Origin of the sequence: Limosilactobacillus mucosae, assembly GCF_046939755.1 — a bacterium.
GTDB lineage: Bacteria > Bacillota > Bacilli > Lactobacillales > Lactobacillaceae > Limosilactobacillus > Limosilactobacillus mucosae_A.
In genome coordinates, this window is sequence record NZ_JBKZAY010000001.1 from 114,675 (window position 1) to 134,659 (window position 19,985).

16 protein-coding genes are annotated in these 19,985 nt (G+C 47.6%); 6 read left to right on the forward strand and 10 right to left on the reverse strand.

Features of this window, described 5'->3' with window-relative positions:
• The first annotated feature begins 14 nt into the window (after positions 1–14).
• Positions 15–1,400, forward strand: a complete 1,386-nt coding sequence (locus ACLUWI_RS00620; protein WP_412145720.1) for a DUF2252 domain-containing protein — start codon at positions 15–17, stop codon at positions 1,398–1,400.
• A gap of 62 nt (positions 1,401–1,462) precedes the next feature.
• Here the strand turns inward: ACLUWI_RS00620 and ACLUWI_RS00625 are convergent, their stop codons facing one another.
• The 3 genes from ACLUWI_RS00625 to ACLUWI_RS00635 all read right to left on the reverse strand — a co-directional run bounded on the left by ACLUWI_RS00625 (position 1,463) and on the right by ACLUWI_RS00635 (position 3,910).
• Positions 1,463–2,137, reverse strand: coding sequence for a TVP38/TMEM64 family protein (locus ACLUWI_RS00625; protein ID WP_412145721.1), 675 nt, complete (start codon positions 2,135–2,137; stop codon positions 1,463–1,465).
• A 249-nt stretch (positions 2,138–2,386) separates the two neighbouring features.
• Positions 2,387–3,004: a hypothetical protein gene (locus ACLUWI_RS00630; protein WP_412145722.1), complete on the reverse strand. Its 618-nt coding sequence runs from the start codon at positions 3,002–3,004 to the stop codon at positions 2,387–2,389.
• Positions 3,005–3,019: 15 nt separating this feature from the next.
• A complete protein-coding gene (locus tag ACLUWI_RS00635; protein ID WP_412145723.1) occupies positions 3,020–3,910 on the reverse strand; it encodes a PPK2 family polyphosphate kinase in 891 nt (296 codons plus the stop codon).
• A gap of 207 nt (positions 3,911–4,117) precedes the next feature.
• Between ACLUWI_RS00635 and ACLUWI_RS00640 the strand changes: the two genes are divergently transcribed.
• Complete coding sequence (locus ACLUWI_RS00640) at positions 4,118–4,771, forward strand: hypothetical protein (protein WP_412145724.1); 654 nt, start codon at positions 4,118–4,120, stop codon at positions 4,769–4,771.
• Between the two features lie 38 nt (positions 4,772–4,809).
• Here the strand turns inward: ACLUWI_RS00640 and ACLUWI_RS00645 are convergent, their stop codons facing one another.
• A complete protein-coding gene (locus tag ACLUWI_RS00645; RefSeq protein WP_412145725.1) occupies positions 4,810–7,668 on the reverse strand; it encodes a DEAD/DEAH box helicase in 2,859 nt (952 codons plus the stop codon).
• 197 nt (positions 7,669–7,865) lie between these two features.
• On the opposite strand from ACLUWI_RS00645, the gene ACLUWI_RS00650 reads away from it, so the two are divergent.
• Positions 7,866–8,780, forward strand: coding sequence for a serine hydrolase (locus ACLUWI_RS00650; RefSeq protein WP_412145726.1), 915 nt, complete (start codon positions 7,866–7,868; stop codon positions 8,778–8,780).
• 85 nt (positions 8,781–8,865) lie between these two features.
• Here ACLUWI_RS00650 and ACLUWI_RS00655 read toward each other — a convergent pair whose 3' ends face one another.
• On the reverse strand, positions 8,866–10,071 hold the full coding sequence (locus tag ACLUWI_RS00655; protein ID WP_412145727.1) for a D-alanyl-D-alanine carboxypeptidase family protein: 1,206 nt from the start codon (positions 10,069–10,071) through the stop codon (positions 8,866–8,868).
• A gap of 322 nt (positions 10,072–10,393) precedes the next feature.
• On the opposite strand from ACLUWI_RS00655, the gene ACLUWI_RS00660 reads away from it, so the two are divergent.
• Positions 10,394–10,759, forward strand: coding sequence for a HesB/YadR/YfhF family protein (locus tag ACLUWI_RS00660; protein ID WP_272215340.1), 366 nt, complete (start codon positions 10,394–10,396; stop codon positions 10,757–10,759).
• A 37-nt stretch (positions 10,760–10,796) separates the two neighbouring features.
• Here the strand turns inward: ACLUWI_RS00660 and ACLUWI_RS00665 are convergent, their stop codons facing one another.
• The gene (locus ACLUWI_RS00665; protein WP_412145728.1) at positions 10,797–13,334 is read right to left on the reverse strand and encodes a M1 family metallopeptidase; all 2,538 of its coding nucleotides are present in this window, start codon (positions 13,332–13,334) and stop codon (positions 10,797–10,799) included.
• 296 nt (positions 13,335–13,630) lie between these two features.
• On the opposite strand from ACLUWI_RS00665, the gene ACLUWI_RS00670 reads away from it, so the two are divergent.
• On the forward strand, positions 13,631–15,031 hold the full coding sequence (locus ACLUWI_RS00670; RefSeq protein WP_412145729.1) for an amino acid permease: 1,401 nt from the start codon (positions 13,631–13,633) through the stop codon (positions 15,029–15,031).
• Positions 15,032–15,078: 47 nt separating this feature from the next.
• Here ACLUWI_RS00670 and ACLUWI_RS00675 read toward each other — a convergent pair whose 3' ends face one another.
• The 4 genes from ACLUWI_RS00675 to yaaA form a co-directional block, all read right to left on the reverse strand.
• On the reverse strand, positions 15,079–15,990 hold the full coding sequence (locus ACLUWI_RS00675; RefSeq protein ID WP_412145730.1) for a DMT family transporter: 912 nt from the start codon (positions 15,988–15,990) through the stop codon (positions 15,079–15,081).
• Positions 15,991–16,199: 209 nt separating this feature from the next.
• On the reverse strand, positions 16,200–16,898 hold the full coding sequence (locus ACLUWI_RS00680) for a class I SAM-dependent methyltransferase (RefSeq protein ID WP_412145731.1): 699 nt from the start codon (positions 16,896–16,898) through the stop codon (positions 16,200–16,202).
• Positions 16,899–16,907: 9 nt separating this feature from the next.
• Positions 16,908–18,101, reverse strand: coding sequence for a chloride channel protein (locus tag ACLUWI_RS00685; protein ID WP_412145776.1), 1,194 nt, complete (start codon positions 18,099–18,101; stop codon positions 16,908–16,910).
• 69 nt (positions 18,102–18,170) lie between these two features.
• A complete protein-coding gene (yaaA, locus tag ACLUWI_RS00690; protein WP_412145732.1) occupies positions 18,171–18,914 on the reverse strand; it encodes a peroxide stress protein YaaA in 744 nt (247 codons plus the stop codon).
• A gap of 135 nt (positions 18,915–19,049) precedes the next feature.
• Between yaaA and ACLUWI_RS00695 the strand changes: the two genes are divergently transcribed.
• Entirely contained in the window at positions 19,050–19,889 is an 840-nt protein-coding gene (locus ACLUWI_RS00695; protein WP_412145733.1) for a prephenate dehydratase, read from the forward strand.
• The last annotated feature ends 96 nt before the right edge of the window (positions 19,890–19,985 follow it).

Consider the following 19,985-nt stretch of genomic DNA (forward strand, 5'->3'; position numbering starts at 1 on the left):
AAGTTTTGTCAGTGATGCTCAATCAGCCTCTGGATGTTTTTGACTTAAAAAAAATCCAGGTCAACGCCACGAAAGCCGAACTGGAAACCGATGGCAAGCTGCAGCGCCGCCAAGTCCCGGTCGCCAAGCTCGGTGAATACGTCCCCGTTCAGCGCGATCCGATCAATTTGATCAAGCTGACCGAAGCTAAGATGATCCCTGAGCTGCTGCCCTTGCGTCATCAGCGCATGGCTGTCAGCCGCTTTGCTTTTTTTCGCGGTACCGCGGAATTAATGGAACAAGACCTTAAGCAGCAGTATCAAAGCGGTATCTCAATCATTATCAATGGTGATGCTCATTTAGGAAACTATGGCTTCTATGCCTCGCCAGAACGCAAATTGCTGTTTGATCTCAATGATTTTGATGAATCTCGGATCGGCAATTGGGAAAGCGACTTAAAGCGCCTTTTGGTCAGCACCTATTTGGTTGGCCTGCAGAATAATTTTGAGCCAGATCGGCTGCAGACACTCTTAAGCAGCATGTGCAAGGTTTATCGGCGCGGCGTCAAGCATGCCGAGACGCTTACTCTTTTGCAGCGCTTTTATTTTTCATATGAGATTCATGATATGATTCAAACGCTGAACTCGCTGGAGGATAACGATCGTGCCGAAATGAGCCGCATCGTCGACCGAATTCTCAAAAAGAGCCATAAGAACAACTCAGAAATGGTCATTAAAAAATTTACGACGCTCAATCCGCGTGGTCATCTGATCTTCCGTGAGAACCCACCCCGCGCCCGCCACGTCAGCGACCACACGTTCAAACAGATTCAGGCTGCCTTTAACAGCTATCGCAATTATGTCAGAGAAGACATTCGCGTTTTGCTGGCCAGCTATCATCTTTCTGACGTGATTCGCTACAGCGTCGGCGTCGGCAGCTTTGGCACGCGCTGCTTTTTACTGCTGCTGACTGGAATAGACGGCAGTCACCTGGTCCTGCAGATGAAAGAGGCCTTGCCGCTACGCTATAATCTGCTGGCCATGCCGGTTGCCGAATCGATCAAAAGCAGTCTGAATGCCGGGCGGCGAATCGTTACGGCACAAAAGGTTCTGCAGTCGGCTTCCGATCCCTTCCTTGGCAGTACGCATTTTGATGGTCGCGGCTACTACCTGCGCCAATTTCGGGATATGAAGGAATCAATCGACGCGACCCGCCTGGATTTTGAAAGTCTGAGCGTTTATGCCGAGATCTGCAGTTTTCTGCTGGCCATGGCGCATTTCCAAAGTCCCACCGCACCTCGCATCGCCGGCTATCTGCGCAAGCAAAAACAGCTGGATGCTGGCTTGGCCAACTGGGCAGTTCAATATTCCAAGCAAGTCGATCAAGACTACCAACGCTTTTTAACTTATTTAAATCAATAGCCATTATAAAAACACCTCGCCTGGCGAACTGCCAAGCGGGGTGTTTTTAGCTTCAAGAATCGTTAAGCAACTGGTTTGGTAGGCTTCTTAATTCGACGCCGCACCAAGAAATACATGGCAATCAGAATCAGCAGTGCGACCAATGCCCCGCTGCAGCGCTTAAAATCAGCGTTAAACAGCGCATCACCGCCAAATGCATACAAAAACGAGGTTGGCAGCATTCCACCAGCAATCATCAGCAGAAAATGCCCGCGATCAAGCTTCATTCTAACTCCGGCATAATCAACCAAAATACTGGGAATTACCGGAATCATATAGCCAATCGTCAGACCGATCAAAGGATGATGCTGGTCGGTCAGTGCCGTCAGCAGACGACTGGTCTTGATTTTTTTCGAAACGTCGACATGCTTGATCAGCCCAACGACCAGACAGCTGCCAAAGACGTTGCCGACCCAGTTCATCGCAAAACCGATCCATGGTCCATAGCATAAGCCAGCCAAAATGCAGAGCAGCGAATTGGACATTCCCGGAATCGCGTTTAAAAGACCAATCACGATGGTTAACAACACGATATCAGCCGCCCCATGCGAACGAATCAGCTTCATCAGCTGATGCCGGTGTGCCACGGTTGGGTCAATCACCAGCATTAATTCATGGCGGAAATCCCAGGCCAATAAAATCAGACCTAAAAACGCCAAAATCCCACCAATAATCAAAATTACTCTGCGTTTTTTCATTGCAATCTCCCTCAGACTAAGACGACCCCTGTCCAACTGATCAGCCAGGCAGGGGTCGCGCAATAGGTGTGTATATAGTATACGGATTTATTGTATGAAACTTTACCGCCAAGTGCAACTAAATTCATCAATTCACTGACGGTCAGCATTCCATCCAATTCAGCCTTTAGTCACTTCAGCAGGACTTTTTAAGTATTATTACTCGTCTGGCCAATAATCAGTCAATTTCACCAGTAGCCTGGCAAAGCCTTAGTCCCACCAGGTATTGATGTTTTGGAGATCCAGCTGTAGCCGAGCCCACTGCCGATTTAAGAGATGATGAGCGGCTGTTTTTAACTGAGCTGCCGTGACATTGCAATCACTCGTCAAACCGCGCTTGGCAAATTGATGCGCGCTGGCTTTTAGATAGACCGCGTATGGTTCGATCAGCGCTGGGGAAATCTGCAGCTTTTTTACTAAAACTCCTGCCATCATTGCAGTGGCCTGCTGATAACGCTGTTTTTCCAAATACCCGTCCAGCTTGTCAGCCATTTCCTCAATCCATTGGTTAAGCGGATCGTCTGGCGTTAGATCTTCTAGAAACCTTAGATTAAACGACCAATCCCACCAAGGATGCTCGCCCACAAACCAGCGGCGCGCCGTTTGATCTTGAACCAGTGGCGCCAGGCTCTGGTACAGTCGCTTGGTCTGCAAATGGCCAAACTCATTTGCCGGCCGATTCTGTCGGTCTGCAATCACTGGTGCCGCATGGGTTTTGGCAATCAGCTCCCATTGACACTGACCATCATTAAGCTGTTTGAGACTAAGATAGCTATCAAGCGGCACAGTTATTTTTTGCCATTGATCAAATGAATTTACCAGGCCCATATTTTTCCTCACTGATTAATCTTTTTCGTTTTCCAAGCGGTGCAGCGCATCATCCATAGCCGCCTTTTGCTCAGCGGTAACTTCGGGGAAGGAAAGATCCAACTTGCCCAGACGCTTGGTCAAGATATCCGAGACGACCAGCCGCGAGTACCACTTGCTATCGCTAGGAATTACGTACCACGGATTCTTTTTGGTAGCCGTTTCGTTGATGGCTTTTTCATAAGCCAGCTGGTATTCATCCCAATATTGACGCTCCTTGATGTCTGAAGCCGAGAATTTCCAGTTCTTTTCCGGCATGGTGATGCGCCGTTCAAACCGCTTCTTCTGCTCACCTTTTGAAACGTGCAGGAAGAACTTCAAAACCACATAGCCGTTGCGCGTCAAATATTTCTCAAACTGGCGAATATCTTCATAACGGCCATCCCAAAACCGATCATTGACATCATCAATCGTTAGGACGTTTGGCAAGCTGGCATTGAGAATTAACTCAGGATGCACCCGTGAAACTAAAACGTCTTCATAGTAGGAACGATTCAAAACGCCAATTGCCCCGCGTTCAGGAAGTTTCTGGTGGATTCGCCACAAATAGTCGTGACTCAGATCAGTCTTGCTGGGCTGCTTGAAGTTATTGACCGTAAACCCAACCGGATCAATTCCAGAAAAGATGTGGGCAATCATACTGTCTTTACCGGCGGCATCCAGTGCTTGAAAGACCAAAACGACGCCATAGCGTGATCTAGAATACATCTTCTTTTGAAATTTCTTCAATTTTTTTAGATTGGCTTCGATCTGGCCCTTCACGTTTTCAACCATGGCCATGTCGTCATCGTTATAGCCGTCGATTTTGGTTGGGGCCGCTTCAATATCAAAGTCCTTGCCAACAAATTTATACTGTTTGGTATCCATTGCAAAAACTCCCTTCAAAACATCATTAAAAACCATTATACCGCATTGGACGATAACAATTCCGTCAATCAATCGAGTCAGGATGCATTCTTAGCCAATTGTGCAAAAGTCATCCTCAAAGAGTACCGTTGCGGCAGTGCTTAGGTTTGAGAATGAGTGAAAACCTGGCTTATAATTATGTCAGCATTACCAGAGGAGGATTTTTAAATGACCGTGCAAGCAACTCTAGATTGGCAACATGAGATTCACCATGCCATTATTGCCGCATTGCCCAACCGCGACTATGAGCTGATTGCCTTTAATCAGGCCAAGGCGACCGAAAGCATCTATGCCAACGTTTTGCATGGCCAGCGCTTATTTTATCTGCGTTTTTCCTGGCATGAAAACGAACGCTCGCGCCGCTTTGCCGATGCTTCTTTTGATTTGCGCCGGTTCGGCAGTCATCGCGAGCTGGTTGCAGATCTCAGGAAAAACTTCCAGCAGCCGCGCTTTGGCAGTATCAAGCTTGGGTATTGGCATTTCGTCTGGCTGGCCATGCTGGAAAAACTGGGCCAGACTGGCAATGAGCCGCTCCGTTTTGATAACGATGGCGTTTTGATCAACCATCAGCTATTCAGCAATCCGTCGGCCCTGCATCGCTTGCGGGCATTGATCGACTTCGGTTTGGCACTCGCGGTTCATGAAAATGCCTACCTTGCCATCAGCAAAGACGGCCTCAACCTGCTCAATCATTACTGGGACGTTGCCAACTTTTCTGACAGCCGCCAGTGGGACGATAATCCGCGGATCATGACTATTGATGAACTAACCTGGCAGCTAAACAACATCAAACCCCCTGCTCGGCGTGCCAAACGCCATTAAATATCATCGCGCCTTCTCAAGCTTGCGAGGGCGCTTTTTTATGAATCCGCTTGATTGAACTGATGAACCGATCCTTCATTTTGCCAAGTCAGATAAAGCGATTGATCAACAGGATGCTTCAGCAGCAGCTCCACGCCAAAAATCGGCTTATTGGTACCTTTTTGTAAAAACTCATGCGCAGATTCTGGCATAACCTGGCAAGGACCAAGATAGACGAACTGCGCTTGATCCTGTTCATCCGAGTTTTTAACGAACAGATGCAGACTGGCGCTGGGATTCAACAGCTTTTCGGCATCGCGGCTGGCCAGCGTGCGATTAGTCTTGGAATAAAAGGAAAGCTGCGTCCGGCTGCGAAACTGATTGTTAAAGTCAACCGCGGCTCGTGCGTGTGGGTGATGGTAGGTCACAAATAAAATTCCCGTCTCGCCCATAAAATAATAGCCGCCGATTCCATTCGGCACCATGTAGTGTGCGTTGTTCAAAAGCTTAACGGCATCCATACGAGTATAGCGCTGGTTGAGCGTCAGCGGCTTTTTTTGGTCATATTTTGAGGCCTGTAGTCGGCCAGTTTCAATAGCATCATTCCAAAACAGCCTGAACTCAGCGTCCGCCAGGTATCTTTGAATCTGGGGATGCAGCTGGATCTTCTGACCAGTCGTGATAATCAAAGGCTGATTGCCATAGCGAATCCGGCTGCCAATCTTGCCTTTAGTCAGATAATACTCCAACGTCAAGACTCGTTTGACCGATGCTAAAGTCGCGTCATCAACCCAACAGCCATTCTGACGCAGCTGCTCGCTAAAATCAGCGACCGTAATCGTTGACTGCTTGGTTAGGGCAGCCAATAAAATCAGTTCGTGCTGACGCTTGCCATTGGCCAACTCCTCAGTCAGAAACTGTAAAACCGATTCAGTTTGGGGCTTGAGCCTGACTGTTTCTCCCATTTTTTGAAGGAAGCACGGATAAGTCTTAAACTTTTCAGCAAAGATGCTTTCGTCAAGGATTCCTGCTCTTTGAAAATCAGCCATTAAAGGTGTTCTTCCCAGCCGCTGTTTAAGTTGGTTAAACTCGCTTTTGAGCAGACTCATCCCAGTCAGCTGGGCTTTTTCAACTGAAGTCAAGATGCGCTCATAGGCCAGACGGGTAAACGAGATCGTTGAAATTCCCAGCGTGGGCTCGGCACTCAACGTTTGAATTGCCCGACTGCGCTGATGAGAATGGTCATCAGTCAATGCCTGGGGAATCAAATAGTTGTGCTGGTAGTTGCCGATAAAATCAATAACCGTCAAAAACTGCTTACCCGGCGCTTTACGCAGTCCGCGTCCCAACTGTTGCAGAAAAACGATTGCCGACTGCGTATCACGCAGCATGAGCACTTGATTGACGCAGGGAATATCAATCCCTTCATTAAAGACATCAACCGTGATCAGATACACCAGCTCACCGGCCTGCAGTCTGGCAACCGCCTGCTCTCTTCTGGCTGCCGAATCCTGTCCCGTCAAGGCCTGCGCTGGATACCCTCTTTGCGTCAAAAGCGCGGCCAGTTCCTGGGCCTCCTTGGTTCGCGAGCAAAAAATCAAACCATGCAAGACATCCCCGTCATGCCCATAATACTCAGCCACTTTAATTATCCAATCCACTCGTTCAGGCTGAAGCAAGTGTTTAAGCGGCGTTTTTTCGCTAACGGTCTGTCCTTGCCAGACATAGTCACTGACACCGACAAATTGGAATGGACACAGCATTCGTTCGCTTAACGCCTCTTGAAGCCGAATCTCGTAGGCCAGTTGATAGTTAAACAAGGCATAGACGTTGAAATCATCGGTTCGATCCGGAGTAGCCGTCAGTCCCAGCAAAAAGCGCGGCTGCAGCCAGTTGATGATCTTTTGATAGCTGGCCGCGCCGGCATGATGAACCTCGTCAATAATCACATAATCAAAATCAGCAGGTTCAATCTGATCCAAGTGCCTTGCCAGCGTCTGTACCGTAGCAAACACGTATCGCGCGGTGCCAGGCTTTTGTTGACTGGTAAAAAAACCATAGTCCTGATTCTGACCGCCAATGATCTTTTGAAAGCTGGCCCGCGCCTTTAAAAGCAGCTGCTCACGATGGGCAACCACCAGCACGCGGTTGGGCTTGGCACTTTGAACGGCAAACGCGGCTAGGTACGTTTTCCCCGTCCCAGTTGCTGATATCACCAAAGCCCGCTTTTCACCAGCCTGGCGCAGCGTTTCGATTCGTTCACAGGCTGCTTTTTGCATAGCGTTAGGCGTAATCAGAGCAGATCGCCTCGTTTGCAATGCTGGTCTTAAGCCTGGTGCCTGCCAGTCTTTTCGATATGCCGTCAGCCATGCCGCGGTCAATTGAGCAGCCGATTGCCACTGATCGCCAAACTCAGCTGCAAACTGCTGCACAATGGCTCCTTGATGCTTAGAATTGACTTTAAGGCACCACTCGGCATTTTTTAAGAGCGCGTCCATCGTTAGGTTGGCACTGCCGATAATCAAAGTCTCATAGTCTTGATGGTCAAACCAGTAGCCTTTTTGGTGAAAGCCAGTCTCCTTCGTCAGGCGTACCGTCAAATTGGGAATCTTCATCAGTTCGGCAAAGACCTTGGGAGCATTGAACTGCAGATAGGTTCCCGTTAAAAGCTCGCCACCAATGCCTTTTTGCGCTAGATCCATCATGATCGACTTGATTGGCACTAAAACAGCCGGTGTAATAAAGGCAACTGCCATCTTAAAACGCGTACAGGTGCGCAACTCATTTTTTATTTCACTAAAGATCGTATTGCCTTGTCGATTGGTTAGAATTTCCGGTCCCAGTGAGCCAGCCGGCAGACTGCTGTCGATAAAGCCATTTTGTAAGTCAGCTCGCAGCTGATTATCCATCCACGTCATAAAACACTCCTTAAGCTAGCAATGTTGATCATGATATCTACTTTAGGGTAATTCAAAATCTGTGACAAAGCTTTTGCCTATAATCATGGCAGAACCGCTTCAAAATTCATGAATTCTTCAATTTGAGGTGTTAAACTATTTTAGTCTTTACAAAAGTTTTTATATTTTAAATAAAAAAATCATGGAAGGAAATTGTAATGAACCAGCGACCAGCACGAAAAACTCAGTTTAAACCCAATCGAAGGCGCCGTCTTTTTAAATGGCTGACGATCATCTTAATATTCCTTGCCTTAGGATGTACGGCTGGTTTGCTGATTCCTGGTCTGAACCGCTCCCGCAACGCCAGCGTTAAATTATCCTCACCCTTAAAAATCGTTCAAAAGGTCGTCTCTAATGGTTCCTCATCGACTGACAGCAACACCCAGCTTCAAGAAGCCTGGAAACCAACTCTGCAGCAGGCGGACGGGCACGTGGCCATTGCCGTCTACTCGAATCAAACCAAAAAGACCTACACGGCATCCAATGCTGCTAATCATTCATATCACATGGCCAGCACGGTCAAGGTCTCAATTTTAGTTGGCCTCTTGATGAAACAGGGTACACTGAACAGCAGCGAGCAGGCTAATGCCCAGGCAATGATTGAAAACAGCAGCAATACCGCTGCTTCAGCCTTGTTTGTTGAGCTGGGCGAAAAAAACGGCCTGCAGGAAACTTTTGACAAACTGGGAATGACTGACTCTACAGCACATGAAGAATGGGGACTTTCAACCACTACTCCCAGCGATCAGCTTAAACTGCTCAACGCCATTTTCTACTCATCCAACCTCCTGAGCACCAGTCAGCAGTCATACGTGCGCAATCTGATGCAAAACGTAGAAAGCGACCAACAGTGGGGAATTTCAGCCGGCAGCACCAACTTCTACCTTAAAAACGGCTGGCTGGATGAGGACGATGGCTGGATCATCAACAGCATCGGCTATATTCCAGGTAACAATGGCGCCAGCGACAGCTATACGATTGCCGTCTATACTGATGACAATTCTTCAATGCAAAATGGTGAAAACACGATCGAAAAGCTGGCCAAATCAACCAGCAAAATCTTAAATAAATAGGTTCAGCTTAGAATCGGTTTTACTGATTCAATGAAAGTTCAATGAAAGCGCTGATCCAGGCTTTGAGCAGTCTGAATCAGCGCTTTTACTTTAGCTTCAGGGCAACCTGTGGCATATCGTTGGGCGTTAGCGTACTTTCTTTCAGCGTTCCCTTTATCTTAACCGTCTTTTTGCTAAGCTTAGTGTCTTTAGGCAGCCACAGCGTCGTTGTTTTAGCCGCTCGTGCCGTCTTTTGACCCGCTTTGATTAGCGTACCTTTTTTGATCGTTTGTGGTGCAAAACGACCCAGCACGCGATTATAGAGGTTGTTGGTCTGTTGGAACTGATTGTTGAAGTCGCCAGGAACGTTTAAGACTACCGTTACCAGGCGACGATTGTTAAACGTTCCGGTGCTGACAAAGCAGTTGCCGGCTGAATCAGTCGTCCCGGTCTTTAAGCCATCAATTTCGCCATCCGCTCGATCCAATGCCGCCCCCTTGATCATCAGATTGATGTTTTGCATATGATAGGTCTGCGAATCGCTGACTGGGAAGTCTTCTTGGGCTGTCTTGGTAATATTGACGACATCTGGATAATGATTCAAAAGCCAGCTGGCAATCTTAGCCAGATCAACCGCGGAAATTTGATTTTCAGCGTTTTTAGAAACGTTTTTTAAGCGCAGCGTACCCAGATCGCCATTTGAGAGTCCGATCATGTTATAGATCCTGGCATCGGTCACACCAGCTTCTTTGGCCACCTGCTGCATCTTTGCGTTGAACTTGGCCACGCTGCCGGCATCAGCTAAGGCTAGCGCTTCGGCACTGCCATCAGCCGAAACCAGCATCATTGAATCAACCAATGACTTAATCGTATAGCTTTCACCTTCATTCAGCGGAACGTTGGAAAAACGCCAGTCATTGGCCATGACCGCCACTGGATGCGAGATCGTTACCTTTTGATCCCAGCTTAGCTTATGGGCTTGAATATCTTTTTCAATGACGGCCAGTGTGAGAATCTTAATGGTGGAAGCAACCGGATAACGTTTTCGTGCGTTTTTTTGATATAGCACCTGTCCCGTTTTGGCATCCATGGCAATCGCTGCCTTGGCATCAACGTCTTGACTCGTCCCAACGTTTTGTCCTGACTGGTGGCCGTTGCTGTCTGATGAGCTGTTTTGAGCAGCTATCGTTGATTCTTCAGTGGCCTCACCGTCAGCTGCTGCCAGTGAGGTTAAGCCCAATAGGCTCAGGTTTAAACTGAGTAGCATCAAAATCAGGATCTGCAGCCGTTTCTTCCAGCTATGTCTATTCATCTTTGTATCAATCCTTATAATGAGTTCTTTCTTACACTGTCTTTTCTATCTTACCGCAAACCATTGTTGATTTTTAAGACCAAAATAAAAATCTCTTCAACCATTTCAGTTAAAGAGATTTAATGGAAACTAGAGATTCTTATATGGTAGCATCGTTTACCCACACATGCTCTCTAATGTTTATTGTTTGCATAATGATTCAAATTTTCCTATGCTAAAATCGTGAAGGTTAAATAACAATTAATATGAACGACTGACGCTTAAAACGTATTTTTAATCAATTGTTCTAAGCAGATTATTATCAAGAAGACAAGGTGATTCAATGCAGCTAAAGATTACCCAATCCGCCCAGCAATGGCTGATTAAGCAACTGGATCTTAAGCCGGGAGCTGGCGTGCGCTTTTTTACGCCTACTGGTGGCAGCAATGGGCATGTCAATTATGGTCCCAAGCAATCTTATCAACGCGAGGATCAGCCCAAGCAGCCGGTTTTGCAAAACATCGTTGACGAGATCAACTATCATATCGATGACCAGGACAGCTGGTTCTTTTCTGGTAAAACTACTATTATTGACTATGATAAGCAAAACGGTCTGACATTCAGCTTCTACAATGCCAATGGCGATCAGATCGATGCCAATACTGCCGCCTCAAAAGGCAATACGCGCTTTGAAGGACTGTGGGATTAGAAAAAGCAGATGGCTTTGACCATCTGCTTTTTCTAATCTATTTTTCAACTGCTTTGGCAACTGCCTCATTGACTGCAGTCTGCTCATTTTCAATCAATGCGACTCGACTGGCAATCACTTTCTCATCCATTTGAATTTCTCGCTTCAGCATCGGATCGCTTTCTTTGGGTTCAAAGAACTGCTTAAACTCATTCAAACGCTCAGACGTCTTAAAGATTCGTGCAATTACGGTAATGTAGGTTGGAAATTCCATGTCACCGCCAACCGTTTTTTCCAACCATGGCCATTCCTGCTGAATCCAGTCCCAAGCTGCCTGCTGACCATGATCGTTAGCCAGTACGCCTCTAAACCAAGCCCGCAGATCCTGCGGCTTGATGGTATCGGCATCTTCAAAGCACTCAATCAGCTGTGCGATCAGCTTGGAATCTTCAGTCTTGGTCAAGGCAGCACAGAGATCCTGTTTGAAGCCAGCATCCGCCGTATCGCGATAGCTCTGCAACAGCCGGTCAAACAGTGACTGGCTGCCATAGTTTTTAACCTCACTGGCCAAGACCAGCCCACGAACGTCAGCTGGCAAGGTTGCCAATTGGTCGTGATGCTTTTCAAACAGCTCATGAGCAGCTTGAACGGCGGCTTGGTTTTGAGCATACAAAGCTGCACTCAAGACAATCGGCCGCGTCAGCTGATCATCGTTGCTCTCACCGGTTTTAGAAATCCATCCCAAACGCTCAGTCTGCTTGGCACTGAGTTGGTCAAACAATTGCTGCAGATGTTTTTGCTCAACAGTATCCGGCTGGACGAAGTTTTTCAAGCTGTTGGCCACATGATAGAGCATTTCATTGACGATACCGGATTGACTGTCCTTAAAGCGGTTCAGTAATGGAACGATCTGGGCATAGGAAAGCTGGCGACCTTCAGCCAGTAACCGCAGATCCTGTAGCAGCTGCAGCTGATCGATTGCCCCCAGTTCATCGAGATGATCCAAGATATCATTTAACAGTGTTTCATCATATTTAACGATAACGTGTGAATTATCCCCAACGTTAACCCGAAATGGCTTGCCGTTTTGGGCCCGCAGCTGCTGGTAGTCGCCCAGATCCAGGCTTTGTTCGCTAAAGATGGCTGGTGCCTGATCGTAGTTAGCATTTAAAGGAATCTGCCACAACCGGCCCTTATCTTGACCATCACCAATAAAGAACTGACGTTGACTAAGCCGCAACTTGCCATCTTCAATCTTGGCCTCAACCACAGGATAGCCCGGATGTTCCAGCCATGACTCCATGATCTGGCCAACGTTCATTCCTGAAGCCTCGCCTAATGCCTGCCAAAGATCAGCTCCCGTGGCATTGCCATATTGATGGGCAGCAAAGTAGTTCTTCAAGCCTCTGCGCATCGCTTCATCGCCCAGCAGTGCCCGTACCATCACCAGCATCCGCGCGCCTTTGGCATAGACGATTGCTCCATCAAACAGAGTGTCGATCTCCGCGGGGTTATCAACGGCAACGTGAACCGACTGCACGCCATCCGTAGCATCCCGCTGCAGCGCCATTGGAACCTCCGAAGTCTGAAACATCTCCCAAACGTTCCATTCCGGCTCCAGGGCATCGACGGCCACGTATTCCATCATGTTGGCAAATGACTCATTCAGCCAAAGGTCATCCCACCACTTCATCGTAACCAAATCGCCAAACCATTGATGTGCCAGCTCATGCGTGATAACCGTAGCAATCAGTCGCTTTTGATTGAGTGTCGTGTTGTCCGGATCCAAAAGCATGTAGGCCTCACGATAGGTAACCAGACCCCAGTTTTCCATCGCGCCGGCCGAAAAGTCTGGCAGGGCCAATTGATATGAATGCGGCAGCGGATATGGCGTCTGGTAAAAGTCTTCATAAAACTCAATCGCGCGTTTGGCAATATCCAATGAGAAATCAAGCTCTTTGGGTTGGTGGGCCTTAGTGGAAAAGACACCAATCTCAACGCCGCTCTTGGTTTTGGCAAACTTGCTCTGCAACTCGCCAAACGCAAAGGCAACCAGATAAGTCGACATCTTGACGGTTTCTTGGAAGTAGTGCACGCCATTTTCAACATGATCTTCTGGCATATTGGCAATGATGGTTTCACCTGGCTGTTCATCATACTTGATGGCTAACGAAAACGTCGCCTTGGCTTCTGGCTCATCAATACCAGGAAAAGCCTGCCGCGCTGCCGTGGTTTCAAACTGCGTGCCAACCAGCTGCTTTTTTTGACCAGCGACTGTGTAATATGATGGATAGATTCCCATCATCGTGTCGGTCAATTTGGCATCATAAACGATTTTCAATTCTACGTCACCGGGATGCGGCAGTTCTATTTTGATGGCCTCTTGACGGTCGCTAAAGCTAAACGGCACGGCTTGTCCATCAGCCTGGACGCTGGTAACGTCTAAGAACTTTTGATGCAGCGCAATCTTAGAATCCACGGCATTGCCCTTGATCGTCGTAACCCCCTTAAAATTTTTGGCGGCGCGGTCAATATCCAGGTAGATGTCATAGTGGTCAGGTTGAAATTTTTCATAAAAACGCGTTGAGTCTGCCATTTTCTTTCCTCATTTCGTTAATTTTATTGAATATTATAACGCCAATTGCTAAAAAGATTAAAACAGAGCGCCTGGTAGGCATTTAATTCTTAGGATTTTCTAATTTTGCGTGGTATTCTTGGTCAGAATCGGTATAATGGTAGCTAGTTATTTTTAAGGAGTTTTTATGCAGTTTTCCATAACTAATTAAATATCCATCTGATTATGGTCAGCTGCTGAAACGTCTTGATTAAGCTTAACGATAATGATGAGCGTTTCATAATTTGAAGCGCTCTTTTATTTTTGGAGGACACAGCATGAGTGAGAAAAACCACGTCGCGCCAAAATTAAAACGCACGATGACGGCGGGACAAATGGAAATGATCTCTTTAGGCGGCGCGATTGGCGTTGGACTGTTTATGGGATCAAAATCAACCATCAAATGGACCGGGCCTTCCGTACTTTTAGCCTATGCCTTTGTCGGTCTGATTCTGTATATCGTAATGCGGGCTTTGGGTGAGATGATCTACGTCAATCCCAGCACAGGATCGTTTGCTGATTATGCCACGCATTACGTGCACCCAATGGCCGGCTACATGGCAGAATGGGCCAACGTTTTTGAATATATCGTAGTCGGGATGTCAGAAGTCATTGCCTCAACCGAATATCTCAAGTACTGGTGGCCGCATACTCAAACATGGGCTGCCGGTCTGATCATCATCATCTTTTTAGCGCTTGCCAACCTGGCCAGCGCTAAAGCATATGGTACCTTGGAATTTTGGTTTGCCATGATCAAGGTCGTAACGATTATTTTAATGATAATTCTAGGCTTTTTGGTGATCCTGCTGGGATTTGGCAATGGCGGTCACCCCATTGGCTTTAGCAATCTTTGGACCCATGGCGGCTTTTTCACCGGTGGTTTCAAGGGCTTTATGTTCTCAATGTCGATCATCGTGGGCTCTTATGAAGGAATCGAGCTGCTGGGAATTTCGGCTGGTGAGGTTGCCAACCCGCAAAAAGCCGTGGTCAAGTCGGTTAAATCGGTGCTGTTTAGAATTCTGATCTTTTACGTCGGCGCGATCTTCGTCATTGTTACGATCTACCCGTGGAATCAATTGGACAGCGTCGGCTCGCCATTCGTTGAGACGTTTGCCAAAGTTGGCATTACTGCAGCGGCTTCGATTATCAACTTTGTGGTTTTGACGGCCGCTTTATCTGGTGCCAACTCAGGAATCTACAGCTCTAGCCGGATGCTTTTCCGCTTGGCACATGAAGGCAATGCTCCACGCCTGTTTGGAAGACTTTCCAAGCACGTGGTTCCCGATGCAGCAATTCTGGGAATTTCTGGCGGAATTCTGATTGGCTTTGTTTTAGACATCCTCGCTGAATATTTCAGCAAGTCAACTGCTGATCTTTTCGTCGTCGTCTTCAGTTCATCCGTTTTGCCGGGGATGATTCCTTGGTTTGTGATATTGCTGGCTGAACTGCGATTCCGGCAGCACAATCCTGAACTGATGCAGGATCATCCGTTTAAACTGCCGCTTTATCCATTTTCAAACTACTTTGCGTTTGCAATGCTGATCATGATCGTTATCTTCATGTTTATCAACCCTGACACGCGCGTCTCAGTAATCGTTGGCGCGGGCGTTTTAGTTTTGGCCGCTATCGTCTATCTTTGCCGCAATGGTCTGAATGGCAAAGAACAAACTGCTAAATAATCAAAAAGCCAAGCTGGTGGATACACTCCATGCTTGGCTTTTTATAGTTAGCTTATTGACTGGCGATGCGAAAAGACCTGCAGCGGCATCATCTGTAGGAAGGTTGCCAAAATAATCAGGCAGCTGGCCAAGATATTGATTGGGCCAAACTGAGTGTGCAAAAGCACCACTGCCAGAATCGTTGCCACCAACGGTTCAAATGCTCCCAGCATCCCCGTCGTACTTGGATCAACGTACTGCACGCTGGCCAGATACAGGGTATAGGCCAAAAGCGTGCCACCAATGATGATCCAGCCAATTAAAGCCACGTCTAACGGTCTCAGTACTGGTATTGGCATGATAAAATACAGCGGAATAAAACAAACACCGCAGATCAACATCGACCAGGCCGTGACATTAAGCGTGCCATAGCGGGCAAACAGTCGACCAGGCGCCATCGTACTGATTGCATTGGCCAAAGCAGCCAAAAGCGCCCAAAAGCATGCTTGCGGCGACAGCGCCAGATGATTCAGATTGCCGTTGGTCACCAATAAAAACGTCCCGAGCAAGGCCACGATGATCGATATCACATCGATTCGGCGTGGCAGTGCTTTCTGAGCAGCCGCCGTATAGACAATAATGATGACTGGTGCCAAGTATTGAATCACCGTGGCCGTGGGGGCATTGCTGTATTTAACAGCCGCAAAATAAGTCAGCTGCGACATGCCCATCCCAAAAAAGGCAAATAAAATCAGCTGCAGCACATCATGACGATTGCTAAACAATGCCTTGGTCGATGATCTTCCAGTAACCTTGGCTAAGATCAGCAGCAGCGTGCCAGCGCCTAAGAGCCGTAACCCGACCAGCCAAAATTCACTGACCGTCGTCTCGCCAAACAGATACTGTACGGCAACGCCAGACGTCCCCCAAAAGGATGCTCCAGTCGTAGCCAGCAAAATGCCCTTGGTTCTTTTTCTCAAATCTTTTCCTCCCTAATCCTAGGTGTACTGGACAAGGATAAGCGTTTCTTAAGTAAAGCACAACCATCATAAAAAAATAAAACGCTTGCCTAAATAAAAAAATCCCCACTTCATTTTTGAAGTAGGGAATAGATCTTCACCAATACGATTTGACAAAGAACCATAAAAATTATCCGATTGATGACTGCGAGACTTCCAGCCAGTCATAACTAAAAACGTTTGGCTAATAAGACTTTGGTACTCAGCCACGGGCCACCCCACCAGCCCCTAACACCGCATTTTTTTACCATAACGTTATGAAAGCCCAGATTTTCCAAGACCTTTTGATACTCATCAACATGTTCAATGTCGATAATAGCAAGCGTTCCATCGGCCTTTAAAACGCGGGTAGCCTCTTGAATGGCCCGCGCTCGATTAATTGCCGGCTTGACGTTATGGATCGACAGACTGGCAAATACACAGTCAAACTGATGATCATCAAATGGCAAATTGATCATATCGGCTGTCTGCACCTCGGCTAAGTCAGCCAACTCAGCCGCTTGCAGGTTGGCTTGAGCCCGCTTAAGCGAATTATTGGACTGATCGGATTTTTTCCATAGATCAATGCCAATCACGCGTCCCGGTACTTCTAAGTGCTGCGCAATTCTAATCAAGGCTGCTCCTTGCCCACAGCCCAGATCCAATACTTGCGCAGTCGGCTTGAGGTGTAGATTCCGAATCGTCTCATCAATAATCTGATACTTGCCATTTAGTGAAGCATTCAAATACATTCCCAAACAGATCAAGACCAGTAAGGCCGCCAACCAATACAGCCATTGATGATCAGTGATTGCCGAGACAATCAAAAAGACTGCCACGATCAGCATAATCAATGGTCCCATTGGCGCGTCAATTGCACGTATTTTCATGAATTCCTCCTATGCCTGCATCCACTTGGAGACGGCCATGCTTAAGGCAACACCCAGTCCTAGTGGCAATAGGGCCGAAAAGTTCAAGTGGCAAACCTCAAACAGCATAAACATCGCCATCAGCGGGGCTTGTTGCGTAGCCGCCAGGAAAAAGGCCGCGCCTAAAACGGCAAACTGCATCAAAGACTCACCAGGGATTACTTGAATAAAAATCATCCCCAGCAGCACGCCTAAAGAAGAACCCATCGCAATCGATGGCGTCAGCGTCCCGCCATAGCCACCGCCGCTAATCGTTGCCAAAGTCACCAGTCCTTTGGCAAAAAAGCCGAACAGCAGTAAAGCAATGGCCGAATGAGAAACACTGGTCACATTGATTGCCATCTGGGCCACGCCTCGGCCATTACCCATGATTTCTGGGAAAAACCAAGCCACGGCACCAGTCAGCGCACCTACCAGCGGCATCGTGACAAAAATCCGCCGATCTTTGACACGCATTGCACTGGCGCGGCCAATCAAGCGTTTGTAATAAGTGCCCAAAAAGCCCATCAGCGGTGCCACAATCACCACAAAAGGAATCAAGCGCAGTGAAAATTGACGCGATGCCACCAGATAGTATGGCTGCCAGCCTTTGACGATCGCACCGACCATCGTTGCAATTGAAGCCATGGTCAGACTGACGATGGCCGCTTTTTTATCAATCTTTTGATAGAGGATCTCCAGACAAAACATCGCTCCCGTAATTGGGGCAATGTAGACACCAGCAAACCCAGCCCCGGCTGCCGCGGCAATCAGCAGGCGGCGGTCTTCTGGCGCCAGCTTAAGCCAGCCAATCCGATCACCTAATCGGATCCATGACTGAGCCCACATTGCGCCAGCTTCTCTTGGGGCCAGTTCCCGACCGATGGATCCCCCAGTACCGACATAGAATACTTGGGCCGTAACATGCATGATCGTGGCCCCCATTGGCATTTTTTCACCATCAACGGCCTTGCCCAGCTTAACTGGTCGATAGTGCAGCTGCATGAAGTACCAGATGACTGATACGATCAGAGCCCCAATAATCGGTCCCAGCAGCCGGTTTAATGGCGTGGCTGAAAATGCGACCGGAATCGCGTTGGTTTCGGTAAAATGAAAAAATACTCTTTCCGTTGCGTCCAAAACAATGCTTAACAAACCGGAACTGGCTCCGGCAATAATTCCCATGACAATCGTTGCAATTGCCAGCGCGCGACTGTCACTTGACTTCTCTGTTCTCAATTCTCTCTTCCTATCCTAATCCGCTACAAAAACCAAATTATCATTCGTCGATGCCTGCTCATCATAATGATAGCCAAGATCAAACTGCTTTACGACCGCCAGATCATCAGCCTGATGCTCAGCCAGATAGCGCACCAGATTACCCCGCGCAATCTTGGCCCGAGTAGCTTGAGTCTTGAAACGGCCGTGCTCTGCTTTGACAAACGTACAACTGACCAATTGGCGCTTACCTTTAACATAAGGAATGACTGCTTTGGCATATTCCTTTGATGCCAGATTCAAAACCAGCTTATCTTGTGCATAAAGCTCATCGGCCAGCCGACTGCCCCAAAACTCATACAGATTCCTGGTACCCGCAACCTGCGCTCGATCACCCATGCCTAAGCGATAAGAAACGATCCCGTCAAACGGCCTCAATAAGCCATAAAAGCCCGACAGGATGCGCAAGTGGTCTTGAACGTAGCCAAGCGCCGCCTCATCAAAAACGCCTGGTGCCATCCGCTGATACTGCAGGCCGGTAAATGCCAGCAGCGCCGGGGTCAGTTGATGGTAAAGATCCATCTGCTGCACCCATTGATAGTTGGGAATGGCAATTTTTTCGCTGCAGTCCCACCAAAGATGATGGAGCTGATCGTAGCTTAGACTGCGCAGATAATTTAAAATCGTTTCCGTTTGCGGCAAGAACTGCGGTAAGCCTTGAATCGGCAATGAATCCGGATCAGCTTTCATAGTTCGAGCCGGAGCAATGATAATTTTCATAAAAAACTCCTTTTATCGACCCATCTATTTTAGCATGTTCCTAAATAGGCACCACTAACTAATCAAGCAATAGTTGTCATAGTTTAGATAATCAGCTAAGATTAGAAGAAATTTTAGATCACGGAGGAATTATCTATGATTGCACAACCGCAGCGGACCGGGGTTACCGTTGGCTATCAAGGCGTACCGGGATCATTTTCTTCCCAAGCCATGCATCAGTGGTTTGGCCAAGTCGAAAGTCGAAATTACCCTAAGTTTGAAGACGTTTTTTTGGCCCTTAAAAAAGGTGAAATCGATTATGGCGTCGTCCCCATGGAAAATTCCTCAACTGGCGCCATTAATGACAACTACGATCTGATCAACAAGTATCATTTTTTCATTGTTGGCGAGCAGTCCATCTACATCGCCCAAAATCTGCTGGGCGTTAAGGGAGCCCAACTTGCTGACATCAAGGAAGTCTATTCGCATCCCCAGGGACTGTTGCAGACCAGCCAGTTTTTAGCCGCGCACCAGATTCAAGGAAAAGAATGCCTCAATACGGCACTGGCAGCTAAAATGGCCGCTGAAAAGCAGGATCCGGCAGTCGGCGCGATTGCCTCAACTGAAGCGGCTGAATTATATAATCTGGACGTTTTGGCACCCAGCATTGAAAACGATAAGTCCAACCACACGCGCTTTATCATTTTTGGCCGGGAACCTGAAGTCTTACCGGATGCTGATCGGATTTCATTAATCTTTACCTTGAAAAACGAGGTTGGCACGCTCTATGAAGTTATGCGCGTCATTAAGGAACATGATATCAACATGGTCCGCATCGAATCGCGGCCATTGCTGGGCAACCCTTGGGAATATTATTTCTACGTTGACTTGGATGGCAACCTGGCTGACCAACACATTGCCGAAGCTTTAGCTGAACTGAAAAACTACACGACTTCACTGCGTCTGCTTGGTAATTACCATCGTCAAGAAAATTAATCCCGCAAGCGCAAATTAAAAAGGCACACTGTTCAAGAACAAGCTTGACAGCGTGCCTTTAATATTTTCTTTAAGCTGCCGCTTTTCAATAAAGAT

Excerpts from the sequence above, each read along its gene's own strand:
- ACLUWI_RS00620 (WP_412145720.1), top strand. The coding sequence starts at position 15 with ATGCTCAATCAGCCTCTGGATGTTTTTGACTTAAAAAAAATCCAGGTC.
- ACLUWI_RS00625 (WP_412145721.1), bottom strand. The coding sequence starts at position 2,137 with ATGAAAAAACGCAGAGTAATTTTGATTATTGGTGGGATTTTGGCGTTT.
- ACLUWI_RS00630 (WP_412145722.1), bottom strand. The coding sequence starts at position 3,004 with ATGGGCCTGGTAAATTCATTTGATCAATGGCAAAAAATAACTGTGCCG.
- ACLUWI_RS00635 (WP_412145723.1), bottom strand. The coding sequence starts at position 3,910 with ATGGATACCAAACAGTATAAATTTGTTGGCAAGGACTTTGATATTGAA.
- ACLUWI_RS00640 (WP_412145724.1), top strand. The coding sequence starts at position 4,118 with ATGACCGTGCAAGCAACTCTAGATTGGCAACATGAGATTCACCATGCC.
- ACLUWI_RS00645 (WP_412145725.1), bottom strand. The coding sequence starts at position 7,668 with ATGACGTGGATGGATAATCAGCTGCGAGCTGACTTACAAAATGGCTTT.
- ACLUWI_RS00650 (WP_412145726.1), top strand. The coding sequence starts at position 7,866 with ATGAACCAGCGACCAGCACGAAAAACTCAGTTTAAACCCAATCGAAGG.
- ACLUWI_RS00655 (WP_412145727.1), bottom strand. The coding sequence starts at position 10,071 with ATGAATAGACATAGCTGGAAGAAACGGCTGCAGATCCTGATTTTGATG.
- ACLUWI_RS00660 (WP_272215340.1), top strand. The coding sequence starts at position 10,394 with ATGCAGCTAAAGATTACCCAATCCGCCCAGCAATGGCTGATTAAGCAA.
- ACLUWI_RS00665 (WP_412145728.1), bottom strand. The coding sequence starts at position 13,334 with ATGGCAGACTCAACGCGTTTTTATGAAAAATTTCAACCTGACCACTAT.
- ACLUWI_RS00670 (WP_412145729.1), top strand. The coding sequence starts at position 13,631 with ATGAGTGAGAAAAACCACGTCGCGCCAAAATTAAAACGCACGATGACG.
- ACLUWI_RS00680 (WP_412145731.1), bottom strand. The coding sequence starts at position 16,898 with ATGAAAATACGTGCAATTGACGCGCCAATGGGACCATTGATTATGCTG.
- ACLUWI_RS00685 (WP_412145776.1), bottom strand. The coding sequence starts at position 18,101 with ATGGGAATTATTGCCGGAGCCAGTTCCGGTTTGTTAAGCATTGTTTTG.
- yaaA (WP_412145732.1), bottom strand. The coding sequence starts at position 18,914 with ATGAAAATTATCATTGCTCCGGCTCGAACTATGAAAGCTGATCCGGAT.
- ACLUWI_RS00695 (WP_412145733.1), top strand. The coding sequence starts at position 19,050 with ATGATTGCACAACCGCAGCGGACCGGGGTTACCGTTGGCTATCAAGGC.